Below are 13,166 nucleotides of genomic sequence, written 5' to 3'. Positions count from 1 at the left end.
AAACTGCAATTATTATGCTACCTTTTTGTACTGAAAAGACTCGTCATACTGAATTCCTGTTCTCACTACCGAAAATACGGTTTGAACAAGTTTATTCTTTATGTTATTCATTATGACAAAACCTTTTTTACCTTCTTTTTTCTTTTTTATATGATATTCTTTTATTCTAGAACTGGATTTTATAGCAGACATTGCAGCTGAATGGAGTATGCCTTTCAAGAACTTATGTGCATGGTTGCTCACATGTGTCCCTTTTCTTACCGAACTTCCAGAGCTTTCCTCGAAAGGTGCTATTCCAACCAATGAAGCAAACTGCCTGGCGTTGATTTTTGAGCTAAAGTTTTTCGTATAAACCATCATCCAAAGACCAACAATTTTACCTATTCCTTTTACCGAGGTCACCAATTCCATTCTTTCTTTCCATCCCTCAACTTCTTCTATAAGCTCGTCAATCATTTGCTCGATTTCCTTAATGGATTTCATTAAACCATCGATTGCAGACTTGCAAGCTTTTAGAAGCATATCATACGATTCTTTACCTCCATGTTCCTTCATTTCGTTAATTGGCGTTGTAAGCCTTTTAAGGTCTACTACGAGTCGATTTCTGGTTGTCATTAAATCATGTAACTTTATGATATTCAAATCATAATGCTCTGCAATCTTTAGTTTAAACTTGTTACTGAGTGCATATTCCGCTATTCTGTACGCATCAATTTTGTCATTCTTCCCTTTTAAAATACCACCAGAGTGCTTGATAACATATCCAGATTCCATACACACCGAAAAGCCTTCATCTTGTAAAAACATACTTAATAATCGACTATAAATGCCAGTATGTTCTAAACAAAAGATTACTTGACCATCTTGGTAAAACTCCCGCAACCACTCTAAGCAAGAATCAAAACCAAATTGATTATTTGTAAATTTTCTATGCCCAATTTTTTTACCAAAATCGTTTATAATTGCGGAGTCAATAGTTTTCTTAGATACATCAATTCCAATAAATAATTTGTAATTCAATTGCTCTTCTAACTTCATAATGTTTAAATTTACAGTGAAAAGAAAAACTTGGCCTAAGTAAACTCAATTCTGCGAAAGCCTTTAATAGGATTATCGTCTACCAACGATTCCTCAATAGCTAAATAGCGTTGAATAGAGTGAGGGAAGCAGGGCCTTAATCTCAGTATAAGTTTATTCTTACGGAGTCGAATAGGTTTCTCCTGTTTCCCACTTAGGACAAATTACCGTCGTAAAATTATCCTAATTACTCAATAGTTTTTTCATCTCACAAATCTAAAGGCGGAGTCGAAGCCTGATTTTTAACTGTTTACCCAAAAAATCTCCGCACTTTCCTTGCATATTTTCTCAAATTCCCTACCTTTGCACTCCTTTTTAACGAGGAATTATCAATTTTTAATCAATTTCAGTAGAAAAGCTCGGTCTATTGATGTAATAATGAGCATTTTAATTCATTTATGACAAATCAAACATTTCCTGATTTCGATTGGGAGAAAGTAACAAAAAAAGGCATTGGTGGAGGATACACCGCTGCCGAGAAAGCAGATTTAGAAGCAGTTTACGGTGAAACTTTCGCCGCAATTGAAGAAAAAGACGTAGTAGATGCCCTAGTGGTAGGTATTACAGACAGAGAAGTTTTATTAAACATCGGATTCAAATCAGATGGTATCGTTTCTCGTTCAGAATTCCGCGATTTGCCTGACCTTAAAGTGGGTGACAAAGTGGAGGTTTTTATCGAAAAACAAGAAGATGCTCTAGGACAATTGGTTATTTCTCGTAAAAAAGCCAGAATCCTTACAGCTTGGTCTAAAATTGAAGGTGCTCTTGAGACTGACATTATAGTTGATGCTTTGATTAAGCGTCGTACAAAAGGTGGTCTTATTGTAGATATTTTTGGTATTGAGGCATTCTTGCCAGGTTCACAAATCGACGTTAAACCTATCAGAGACTTTGATGTGTTTGTAGGAAAACGTATGGAAGTGAAAGTGGTTAAAATCAACCATACCAACGACAACGTAGTAGTATCACACAAAGTGTTGATCGAGAAAGACCTTGAGTCGCAACGTCAGCAAATCCTTACTAACCTTGAAAAAGGTCAAGTATTGGAAGGTGTGGTTAAAAACATCACTAACTTCGGTGTATTCATCGACCTTGGTGGCGTAGATGGTTTACTACACATCACGGATATCTCGTGGGGTAGAGTAAATCACCCGAACGAAGTATTGAATCTTGACGATAAAATCAAAGTGGTTGTTCTTGACTTTGATGACGACAAGAAACGTATTTCATTGGGTATGAAACAATTGGAGTCGCATCCTTGGGATTCATTAGCTGAAGGCCTAGAAGTAGGTTCTAAAGTGAGCGGAAAAATCGTAAACATCGCTGATTACGGTGCATTCCTTGAGCTTAAGCCAGGTGTTGAGGGTCTTATCCACGTTTCAGAAATGTCATGGTCGCAACACTTGAGAAACCCATCAGATTTCTTGCAAATCGGAGACGATATCTCAGCTGTAGTATTGACTATGGACAAAGACGAAAGAAAAATGTCATTGGGTATCAAGCAAATGACAGAAGATCCTTGGACAAAACAAGATCTTTTGGCTAAATATGCTATCGGTACAAAACATAAAGGAACAGTTCGTAATCTTACCAACTTCGGTTTATTCTTAGAACTTGAAGAAGGTATCGACGGTCTAGTTCACGTTTCTGACCTTTCTTGGACAAAGAAAATCAAGCATCCGTCTGATTTTGTAAAAATCGGAGAAGAACTTGAGGTTATCGTTCTTGAATTGGACGTTGACAACAGAAGATTGGCTCTTAGCCATAAACACCTAGAAGAAAACCCTTGGGATACTTTCGAAACAGTATTCGAAGTAGGAACAGTACATGAGTGTAACATCGTTGGTAAAAACGAGAAACAAGTTACCTTGGAACTACCTTACGGTATCGAAGGACAAGCTGGCTTAAAAGCTATCGCTAAAGAAGACGGAACACTTGGCGAAATGGGCGAGAAACTTTCTTTTGAAGTAATCGAGTTCAATAAAGAAGAGAAGAAAATCGTTCTTTCTCACTCAAAAACTTGGGAAGTTCAGAAAGAAGAGCCTAAAGTAGAGAAGAAAAAAGCTCCAGTAAAAGCTACAGATAAAGTAAAATTGCCTGAAATGGAGAAATCTACATTAGGTGACTTGTCAGCTCTTTCGGCGTTGAGAGATCAACTTGAAAGCGAAGAAGCTTCTCCAAAAAAGAAAGTAGTAAAGAAGAAAACAACTGACGAGGCTTAATCTCAGTTTTTCTTAAAAATAATTTTTCTTCAGAAATGGCTGTCTATAAGGCAGCCATTTCATTTTTTAAGAAAAAATTAAGAATATTCTAAAATAATTTTGGCAAAACAGCTATTTGGTCATAAATTTGCATTCCTTTAAATAAGAGGGTCCTGTGGCCGAGCGGCTAGGCAGAGCTCTGCAAAAGCTTCTACAGCGGTTCGAATCCGCTCGGGACCTCAATTTTTGAAAAAGTTCAAAAACTAAAATTAGTACCATTTGATAGGTTAGTACAAACTACTTTTCAAATGGTATTTTTTATTCTAAATAATTCATTTTCAATAAGTTGTATTCTTATTTAAAATGATTCTAAATTTTTTGAATTCAAAAAAAATCACATTACATATTTTGATAAAAAGCATTCCTCCCTTAGCTTTGTAGTCTCAAAAATTGCAATATTATAATTTAAAATGATAAATAATATTTCGAAAAAATTACTCACTCTCGTAGCCCTCGTTTTTGTTCTTACATTAAACACTTTCGCCCAAGATGGTGATGCCGCTGCAGGGGAAACTCTTTTCAAAAATAACTGTGCTCAATGTCACGCTACTGACGCTTCTGTAGTTGTAGGTCCTGGTTTGGCTGGAATCGAAGACAGAAGAGATGCGGCTTGGTTGAAAAAATGGATTAACAATCCAGCTGCTGTTATCTCTAGTGGAGACAAATACGCAGTTGAATTGTATGAAAAATTCAATAAAACGCAGATGACGGCCTTTCCTGCTTATGGTGATGCGGAAATCAAAAACATTCTAGCTTATGTGAAAACGGCGAATGCAGCTCCCGCAGCCGCAGCTCCTGGTGCAGCAGTTGCTGCTCCGGCTCAAGAAACCTCAGGTGGCAAATTTTTCAACATTGTTTTAGTGGCGTTGTTGGTAATCATGGCATTAGTACTTGTGGCATTGTTGGCAGTGTTAAGATTGCTTTCGACAGTAGCAAAGGGCGAGTCATTAGAAGATGTGCCATCTGCTATGGACAGTTTGAAGTCTACATTGAAAAGCTTGTCGGCTAACAAAACCATCGTAACAGCCGTTATTTGGATGTTTGTTTTGTTAGGCACAAAAGCAACATTAGACGGATTGTACAAAATAGGAGTTCACCAAGGATATGCACCAACACAGCCTATCAACTTTTCTCATAAGCTTCACGCTGGAGATATGGAAATCAATTGTGCGTACTGTCACACAGGAGTTTACAAAGGAAAACAATCGGGTATTCCTTCTTCAAGCATTTGTATGAACTGCCACAATACCATTAAGAGAGAATCGCCTGAAATTCAGAAAATATACACTGCGATAGAGAAAAATCAACCGATTGAGTGGGTACGTGTTCACAACTTACCTGACTTGGCTTATTTTAATCACTCTCAACATACCAACGTGGCTGGTCTAGATTGTGAAAATTGTCACGGAGATATCAAAAATATGGAAGTAGTACAACAACGCCATACACTTACTATGGGCTGGTGTATAGATTGTCATAGAAAAACTGATGTGAACTCAAAAGGAAATGCGTACTATGATGCGTTGCTGACAGCTCACAACAGCACTTCGAAAGAGGCTATGAAAGTAGAAGACATAGGCGGCTTAGAATGTGCTAAATGTCATTATTAATTATTTTTTTCAAGTAATAAAGAGAATTTTATATATACATACTCATGGAGAATACTAATAAAAGGTATTGGAAAGGTATTGAAGAGTTGAAAAACGATATCAGCGTTGTTAAAAACGCAGATAAAGAATTTAATTTAGAGGGATTGGAAGGCGGAACTTACCGTCGTGATTTCTTGAAGATGTTGGGATTTGGAGTTGCTGCAGTTTCTTTGGCCGCTTGTAATGCTCCAGTTAGACATACAATTCCATATTTGAATAAGCCTGAAGACATCGAGCCTGGTATTCCTAATTATTATGCTTCAACTTTTGCTCAAGCGGGCAGCTACTGTAGTATTTTAGTAAAAACAAGAGAGGGCAGACCTGTTAAAATAGAAGGTAACAAAATGTCAGGTGTGACCAAAGGTGGCGTAAATGCCCAAGTTCACGCTTCTTTATTGTCTTTATATGATAACGAAAGATTAAAAGAGCCCACCAAAGGCGGAAAGAAAATAACTTGGGCTGAATTAGATAAGGAAGTTTCTGCGGCTTTGGCTTCTTCATCTAACATCAGAGTGGTTTCAAATACCATTCTTTCTCCAAGTACTAAATCAGTCTTAGCAGATTTTGCTTCAAAATATCCTTCTGCAAAACATGTGACTTATGATTCTAACTCAGCTTCGGCTTTGATAGAGGCTAATGGAACAAGTTTTGGAAAAGCGGCTATTCCTTCTTATTTGTTCAATAAGGCTAACGTTATTGTTGGTATCAACTGTGATTTCTTAGGAACTTGGCTTTCTCCAATCGAGCATGCAGCACAGTGGGCAGAAACAAGAAGATTGAGCAGTGCCAAAGGGGGTAAAAAAACTATGTCAAGACATTATCAGTTTGAAACTGGAATGAGCATGACAGGTGCAAATGCTGACTACAGAGGAATGTTCAAACCTTCTCAAGAAGGAGTTTTTGTAGCAAACCTTTACAATAGGATTTCAGGTATTATGGGAGTTGGTTCTCAACTTTCTGTTGCCAAAGGCGATTTTGAAAACATTGATAAATGTGCCAAAGACTTGGTTGCTGCTAAAGGAGCTAGTTTAGTGGTTTCAGGTTCTAATGATGTGTCTGTTCAGACGATTGTTAACGGTATCAATAGCCTTTTAGGAAACTTAGGAAACACAATAGATTTCGGAACAACCGTAAACTACAAGCAAGGTAGTGATGCTGCAATGAACCAATTCGTTGCTGAATTGAAATCAGGTGCAGTAGATGCAGTTATATTTTTAGATTCAAATCCTGTTTATGACCATTTATTGGGTGCTGACATTGCAGAAGGTTTGAAAAAAGCGAAGTTGAGTGTAGCCATTGCTGATAGAGCAAACGAAACGGCTTCATTGTGTACTTATTTAGCCCTCAATACACATTACTTAGAGTCATGGGGTGATGCCTCACCAAAGGCAGGTTATTATTCACTTACACAGCCAGTAATTTCTAATATTTTTAATTCTCGTCAAGGCGAGTCCAGTTTATTGGCTTGGGCTGGCAAGTCTTCAGACTATCAAGCTTATGTGAAAAATGTTTGGAGTTCAGGCATTTTGAATGGCAAAACTTGGATTCAGGCTCTTCACGATGGAGTTTATGAGTCGCCAAATACAACTGTAGCTGGTGCTTCTTTCTCTGGAAACTTGGCTGATGCAGCTGCAAAAGTTTCTTCAGTAAAATCTTCAGGAATCGAATTATATGTTTTTGAAAATGTAACTATTGGTACAGGTATTCAAGCAAACAATCCTTGGTTGCAAGAAACACCAGATCCAGTTTCTAAAGTTACTTGGGAAAACACCGCAGCATTTTCGCAAAAAACTGCAGCTGATTTAGGTTTAGAAGTCGGAGATTGGGTAAATCTTACTATCGGAGTTAACACTGTTGAGCTTCCAATATTGATACAACCAGGTCAGGCAAACGATACCGTTACAGTAGCGATGGGCTACGGACGTACTGCTGCTGGAAAAGCAGGTAATGTAGGTGTCGCCATGTTGCCATTACTAAAAGGTGCTGCCACAGCAAGTAATCTTTGGGTGGGAGGAGCAAAAATTGAGAAAACTAAAAGCGGATATACATTAGCACAAACACAAACACACGAAACATACATGGGTCGTGAGGCAGTTGTACAGGAATCTGTGTTGAGCGAATACGTGAAAAATTCTAAAGCTGGAAGATTTGAGCCGATGATTGCTACCTCGGATGGTTTGAAAAAACCATATTCAATTACGCTTTGGAACGGGCACGAGAAGAAAAACCATAGTTGGGGTATGGTAATTGACCTAAATACATGTACAGGTTGTGCTGCTTGTGTGGTTAGTTGTCAGGCTGAAAACAACGTTTCAGTTGTAGGTAAAGCTGAAGTGGCTCGTGCAAGAGAAATGCATTGGATTAGAATTGATAGATATTATAGTTCAGACGCTCCAGAGGAAGAAGGATACAGTGTTTCTGGTTACAAGGCTATGGAAACAGCTTCTGCAAATCCTGAAGTAGTATTTCAGCCATTGATGTGTCAGCATTGTTCAAATGCACCTTGTGAGACTGTTTGTCCAGTTTTGGCAACAACTCACAGCTCGGAAGGATTAAATCAAATGACTTACAACAGATGTGTGGGTACAAGATATTGTGCAAACAACTGTCCATACAAAGTAAGAAGATTCAACTGGTTTAAGTATTTTGAGAACGATAACTTCGATTTCCACTTTAACAATGAGTTGGGAAGAATGGTAATCAACCCAGACGTAACAGTTAGATCGAGGGGAGTTATCGAGAAATGTTCAATGTGTGTTCAGAGAATTCAGGCAGGTAAACTTACTGCCAAGAAAGAGAAGCGTCGTCCGGTGGATGGAGAGATTGAAACTGCATGTTCTCAGTCTTGCCCAACCAACGCCATTACTTTTGGAGACATGTTGGATCCTGAATCGAGAGTTTCTAAACTTTTGGTACAAGAAGAAGAAGGAAGAAGATTCCAATTGTTAGAAGAAATCAACGTAATTCCGCAAGTAAACTATCTTGTTAAAATCAGAAACAAGGATGGTGTGAAAAAAGCAGAAGCTGTGGCACACACAGACCATGCGGAGCATGCAGGTCATTGATTTTGATATTTTTTGTAATTAATTTTTAAATAAATAAAGTTCCTAAATATTTCTAGGATATAATTATGTCAGTAGTTTCACCAATAAGAGAACATCTAGTAACCGGGGGCAAAACCTACCACGATGTTACTGAGGATATTTGCAGACATGTAGAATCTAAGCCTACCAAAGAATGGAAGATAGCTTTTGCTATATCTGTTTTAGTTTTGCTTTATGGCGGTGGTTGGGTTTTATGGACATGGTGGGAAGGCCTTGGTGTATGGGGTCTTAACAAAACAGTAGGTTGGGCATGGGATATCACCAACTTTGTATGGTGGGTTGGTATCGGCCATGCTGGTACACTTATTTCTGCCATTCTATTATTGTTCCGCCAGAAATGGAGAACATCCATTAACCGTGCTGCTGAAGCGATGACTATCTTTGCGGTTCTTTGTGCGGCTTCGTTCATTTTGATGCACATGGGTCGTCCTTGGTTAGCCTACTGGGCTTTGCCACTTCCCAATACTTTTGGTTCTTTGTGGGTAAACTTTAACTCACCTTTGGTTTGGGACGTTTTTGCGATCTCCACTTATTTTTCGGTTTCATGTTTGTTTTGGTTCATAGGTTTGATTCCTGATTTGGCTACGATTAGAGATAGAGCTACGGGTATTCGTAAAACTATATATGGTGCACTTTCATTAGGGTGGACAGGTGGAGCAAAAACTTGGGCTCGTTATGAAGACGTTTCTTTGATACTTGCAGGTTTGTCTACACCACTTGTACTTTCAGTACACACTATTGTATCATTTGACTTTGCTACTTCAGTTATTCCAGGATGGCACACTACCATCTTCCCTCCATATTTTGTTGCGGGTGCTATTTTCTCAGGCTTTGCGATGGTTCAAAACTTGATGTTGGTTACAAGAGTTGTTTACAAACTTGAGGATTACATCACTTTAGAGCACATTTCTTTAATGAATAAGATCATTACCTTAACAGGGTCAATTGTTGGGGTGGCATATATAACTGAGTTTTTTATAGCCGCTTACTCAGGTGTAGAATACGAAAAATATGCTTTTATCAATAGAGCAACAGGTCCATTGTGGTGGTCATATTTTGGTATGATGTTTTGCAATGTGATGTCACCTCAGGTGTTTTGGTTTAAGAAATTAAGAGAGAACATAGTTGTATCGTTTGTTATAGCAGTAGTGGTAAACATAGGTATGTGGTTTGAGCGTTTTGTAATTATCGTTACTTCATTGCATAGAGATTACCTACCCTCTAGCTGGACATATTTTACTCCTAGAATGGGTGATATTGGAGATTATTTGTTCTCGTTTGGATTTTTCTTTACTTGTTTCTTCTTATTCTCTAAGTTTTTGCCAGTGATAAATATGGCAGAGGTGAAGGCAGTTTTGAAATCATCATCAGAAAAGAAATCTAACCATTAATTAATTCCGAATAAGATTAATTGTTCTTAAAATGACAGATAAAAAATATATAGTAGGCATTTTTAACGACGAAGACGTGGTTATGGATGCAGTTCAAAAAATCAGAAGTAAAGGAATTAAAATCCACGAGGTTTTTTGTCCATATCCTGTTCATGGTCTTGACCATGCTTTAGGATATGAAAGACCAAGAATGGGGGTTCCAGCTTTTTTATTCGGTATTACTGGTACTTGTTTAGCATTTTTGCTTACATTTTGGACATTGGGGATAGACTGGCCTATGAACATTGGTGGTAAGAATTTCTTTCCTTTTCCAACCAACATTCCAATCGTGTTTGAATTAACAGTACTTTTGGCTGCATTTGGTATGTCATTTACTTTCTTTTTTATGGAAGGATTGGGACCAAGTGTAAAGCCAATTATATTTGATATTAGAAGTACAGATGATAAGTTTGCAATGGCTATTGATTTAAACAAAAACACTGTTTCTGATTCAGAAATTAAGGCGTTTTTAAGCGAGGTCGGTGCCAAAGAAGTAAATGTTAAGGAAGTTTAATAAAATCTTAAAATGAAAAACAGTAAAATATATTTTAAACTTGTTTTAAGCGGAATTTTAGGTCTTTCCTTGGTTTCATGCGATTCTAAAAACGATACAGGTTGGGAGTTTGCTCCTAACATGTATAATTCTTTGGGCTATGAAGCTCAAACCCAGATTGAGCCAAATGCTATCAATCCAAACGGAATGAACATGCGTTATCCAGTAGCTGGAACGGTTTCAAGAAGAAATTATAAGACAAGTTTTGTTCAAGACGATAGTACGGTCATCAACGATTTGATGATTTATGGTTTGGGAAAAGATGATTTGGCAGCCGCTGAAACACTTAAAAATCCAATTCCATGGTCTGAAGCTGCTGAAGAAGAAGGAAAGGTTCTGTATGAAAGAAATTGTCAGCATTGTCATGGTGCTGGTGGTGCTGGAGACGGAAAAGTAGCGGCTAAATACAAAGGTGTTCCTAATTACGCCGCTGATGCTTATAAGAATATGACGATGGGTCATGTTTTTCATGTAATTACACATGGGAAAGGAAGAATGTGGTCGCATGGTGCTCAAGTGTTGCCAGAAGAAAGATGGAAAATAACCCATTATGTACAGAGATTACAGATTGGTGGTTAATATAGATAAGTTTTAATTGTAAATAATAATAATATAATGGCTCACAAGCACGAAACACCTTCACTAGACGAATCGTTTGATTTTAGTCCTGAATTAAGGAAAAAGCTTATTATTTCAGCAATCATTGGTATAGCTATGGTTGCTTTGGGTGCCTTTCTGATAAAAAATCATTGGAGTATTGGAGTATGGGATGCAGGACATGGAGCTGAGCATGCGGCTGAAGGACATGGAGGTGGCGAACATCACGGTGCAACACTTTTTTCTAGAATTGTTGCTAATCTTTGGATGAATAGCGTATATTTTTTAGGTATTTCCGTAGTTGGGGTTTTCTTTTTGTCTTATAACTATGTTGCTAAGGCTGGTTGGTATGCTTCGTTTAAAAGAGTTCCTGAGGCATTTCCTTCATTTATTATAGTTCCGGCTTTGGTAATGTTAGCTTTATTTTTGTATCCAGATACAAGAAATATTATATTTCACTGGACACATCATGGTATCATGGAAGTAGGCAGTGAAAATTATGATAAAATTATAGCTGGAAAGTCGTGGTACTTAAATTTTCCTTTCTTCTTGGTAAGAATGGTTGCTTATTTTGGAGTTTGGTACTACTTGTGGACTCAAATCAGAAAATACTCTTTGTTGGAAGACGAAACAAACGATTTGGCTTATTACTACAAGAGCAGAAACTATGCAAAAATGTTCTTAATCTTTTTTGCTGTAACATCATCTACTGCTGCTTGGGATTTCTCTATGTCCATAGATACCCACTGGTTTTCGACAATGTTCGGATGGTATCATTTGGCTTCATGGCACGTGGCTGGTTTAGCTGCTATGATGTTGACTATTCTTCTACTAAAAGATAAAGGTTACTTGAAAGCAGTTACTTTCAGTTCAATCCATGATTTGGGTAAATTGATGTTTGGTTTCTCTGTATTCTGGACTTATGTTTGGTTTAGCCAATTCCTATTAATTTTCTATGCTAACCTTCCAGAAGAAACAATTTACTTCCGTGAGAGGTTTAGTGGACATGGGGGTAGATATTTTGCTCCGTTTATTATAAACCTTATTCTTAATTTCGTGTTTCCATTTTTGATACTAATGGCTCGTGAATCTAAAAGAAATATGACATTTTTGAAGTTGGCTTGTGGTTCAATACTTGTTGGTCACTGGTTTGATTTTTACCAGATTCAAATGCCAGGAATAGCCAAGGATCAAGGAGGTATAGGTATAATAGAGTGGGGTACTACCTTGACATTTGCATCATTGTTTATATACTTTGTTGCTAATCAGCTTTCTAAAGCAAACTTGATTCCAAAGAATCATCCATTTATTGAAGAAAGTTTACATCACGACATTTAATTTCATTAAAAAGATAATATATTAAAAAATGACTTTATTAATAGCTATTCTATCGATACTGTTTATTGTTTTGACCTTCTTGGTTGTTTCAAAAACACAGGCTATATTAAAAGGACTTACTAAATCAGAGGGCGAAGAGTCTGAATATTTAGGAGCACCAGATAAGTTTAACTCTGCAAATGGAGTAGGGCTGTTTGCTTTTTGGATAATAAGTATTGTTGGCATTGTGTGGTCTTTTATTATCTATAAAAAAGACTTTTTGCCGGAGGCTTCTTCAATTCATGGTAGAGAAACTGATTATTGGTTTTGGGTTTCTATGATAGTGATAATGATTGGTTTTTTCATTGTTAATACATTTTTGTTTTTGTTTAGCTACTTATACCGCTACAAAAAGAATAGAAAGGTTACTTTCTATACCCATAACAATAATTTGGAAATTATCTGGACTACTGTTCCTGCGATTGTGATGGCTGGTTTGGTATTTTCAGGTTTGAGAGTTTGGACTAAAATTACTTCTGAAGCTCCAGCGAATGCTGAGCAAATAGACATAATGGGTAAGCAGTTTGGATGGACAGTGAGATACGCTGGTGTGGATGACAATCAGTTCGGTAAGTACAATTACAAACTAATGGACGATGCAGGCGGAAACCCTATGGGAGTTGATTTCTCTGATCCAAATTCGTTCGACGATTTTGCAAATGCAAGTGAAATGCACATTCCAAAGGGTAAGCCGGTTTTGTTGAAAATCAGAGCTCGTGATGTATTGCACAGTGTATTTATTCCTCACATGAGAGTGAAGATGGATGCTGTTCCTGGTATGCCAACTAAGTTTTGGTTTGTGGCTGATAAGTCTACAGCAGATATGAGAACTGAATTAGGAAAGCCAGACTTTAACTATGAGATAGCGTGTACTGAAATTTGTGGGCGTTCACATTTTGGTATGAAGTTGCTTCTAGTTGTAGATGAGCCTGCTGATTATGAAAAGTGGAAAAAGAGCCAAAAGCCTCTTCTTACCGAGAATCCTGATTTGCTAAGTAAAGTTCCTGATAATCTGAAAGCTAAGGCACAAAAGTATTCTGAGCCTGTTTCTGTAGAGGTTACTCCAGAGGTTGTTGCAACAAATGTTTTAGGAAATTCAAGTAAAGTTTTAAAATAAT

Annotated in this window: 9 protein-coding genes and 1 tRNA gene; 9 read left to right on the top strand and 1 reads right to left on the bottom strand. The window is 37.4% G+C overall.

Going from position 1 to position 13,166, the window contains the following annotated elements; translation table 11 throughout:
- Positions 1-12 precede the first annotated feature (12 nt).
- Positions 13-1,038: an IS110 family transposase gene (locus EGI26_RS11395; RefSeq protein WP_255078432.1), complete on the bottom strand. Its 1,026-nt coding sequence runs from the start codon at positions 1,036-1,038 to the stop codon at positions 13-15.
- A 437-nt stretch (positions 1,039-1,475) separates the two neighbouring features.
- Here EGI26_RS11395 and rpsA point away from each other — a divergent pair, with 437 nt between their 5' ends.
- From rpsA to EGI26_RS11350, 9 genes are all read left to right on the top strand, one after another.
- Positions 1,476-3,299 (top strand): 30S ribosomal protein S1, encoded by a 1,824-nt coding sequence (gene rpsA, locus EGI26_RS11390; protein WP_255078430.1) that lies wholly within the window; start codon positions 1,476-1,478, stop codon positions 3,297-3,299.
- A 148-nt stretch (positions 3,300-3,447) separates the two neighbouring features.
- Positions 3,448-3,518 (top strand) — tRNA-Cys (locus EGI26_RS11385).
- Positions 3,519-3,748: 230 nt separating this feature from the next.
- Entirely contained in the window at positions 3,749-4,948 is a 1,200-nt protein-coding gene (locus EGI26_RS11380; protein WP_255078428.1) for a c-type cytochrome, read from the top strand.
- Positions 4,949-4,992: 44 nt separating this feature from the next.
- The gene (locus EGI26_RS11375; RefSeq protein WP_255078427.1) at positions 4,993-8,052 is read left to right on the top strand and encodes a TAT-variant-translocated molybdopterin oxidoreductase; all 3,060 of its coding nucleotides are present in this window, start codon (positions 4,993-4,995) and stop codon (positions 8,050-8,052) included.
- Between the two features lie 65 nt (positions 8,053-8,117).
- On the top strand, positions 8,118-9,482 hold the full coding sequence (nrfD, locus tag EGI26_RS11370; protein WP_255078426.1) for an NrfD/PsrC family molybdoenzyme membrane anchor subunit: 1,365 nt from the start codon (positions 8,118-8,120) through the stop codon (positions 9,480-9,482).
- A gap of 31 nt (positions 9,483-9,513) precedes the next feature.
- Positions 9,514-10,035: a DUF3341 domain-containing protein gene (locus EGI26_RS11365; protein WP_255078425.1), complete on the top strand. Its 522-nt coding sequence runs from the start codon at positions 9,514-9,516 to the stop codon at positions 10,033-10,035.
- 12 nt (positions 10,036-10,047) lie between these two features.
- Complete coding sequence (locus EGI26_RS11360) at positions 10,048-10,653, top strand: cytochrome c (RefSeq protein WP_255078423.1); 606 nt, start codon at positions 10,048-10,050, stop codon at positions 10,651-10,653.
- Between the two features lie 36 nt (positions 10,654-10,689).
- Complete coding sequence (locus EGI26_RS11355) at positions 10,690-12,009, top strand: quinol:cytochrome C oxidoreductase (RefSeq protein WP_255078422.1); 1,320 nt, start codon at positions 10,690-10,692, stop codon at positions 12,007-12,009.
- 28 nt (positions 12,010-12,037) lie between these two features.
- Positions 12,038-13,165: a cytochrome c oxidase subunit II gene (locus tag EGI26_RS11350; RefSeq protein ID WP_255078420.1), complete on the top strand. Its 1,128-nt coding sequence runs from the start codon at positions 12,038-12,040 to the stop codon at positions 13,163-13,165.
- Position 13,166: the final 1 nt, after the last annotated feature.

The sequence above is a fragment of the Lacihabitans sp. CCS-44 genome, from assembly GCF_024343735.1.
Lineage (GTDB): Bacteria > Bacteroidota > Bacteroidia > Cytophagales > Spirosomataceae > Leadbetterella.
The sequence above is the reverse complement of the archived record's forward strand: the minus strand, read 5'-3'. Positions and strand labels throughout refer to the sequence as shown.

What these genes read in the sequence shown, in the direction of transcription:
- EGI26_RS11395 (WP_255078432.1), bottom strand. Translation starts at nt 1,038, where the DNA reads ATGAAGTTAGAAGAGCAATTGAATTACAAATTATTTATTGGAATTGAT.
- rpsA (WP_255078430.1), top strand. Translation starts at nt 1,476, where the DNA reads ATGACAAATCAAACATTTCCTGATTTCGATTGGGAGAAAGTAACAAAA.
- EGI26_RS11380 (WP_255078428.1), top strand. Translation starts at nt 3,749, where the DNA reads ATGATAAATAATATTTCGAAAAAATTACTCACTCTCGTAGCCCTCGTT.
- EGI26_RS11375 (WP_255078427.1), top strand. Translation starts at nt 4,993, where the DNA reads ATGGAGAATACTAATAAAAGGTATTGGAAAGGTATTGAAGAGTTGAAA.
- nrfD (WP_255078426.1), top strand. Translation starts at nt 8,118, where the DNA reads ATGTCAGTAGTTTCACCAATAAGAGAACATCTAGTAACCGGGGGCAAA.
- EGI26_RS11365 (WP_255078425.1), top strand. Translation starts at nt 9,514, where the DNA reads ATGACAGATAAAAAATATATAGTAGGCATTTTTAACGACGAAGACGTG.
- EGI26_RS11360 (WP_255078423.1), top strand. Translation starts at nt 10,048, where the DNA reads ATGAAAAACAGTAAAATATATTTTAAACTTGTTTTAAGCGGAATTTTA.
- EGI26_RS11355 (WP_255078422.1), top strand. Translation starts at nt 10,690, where the DNA reads ATGGCTCACAAGCACGAAACACCTTCACTAGACGAATCGTTTGATTTT.
- EGI26_RS11350 (WP_255078420.1), top strand. Translation starts at nt 12,038, where the DNA reads ATGACTTTATTAATAGCTATTCTATCGATACTGTTTATTGTTTTGACC.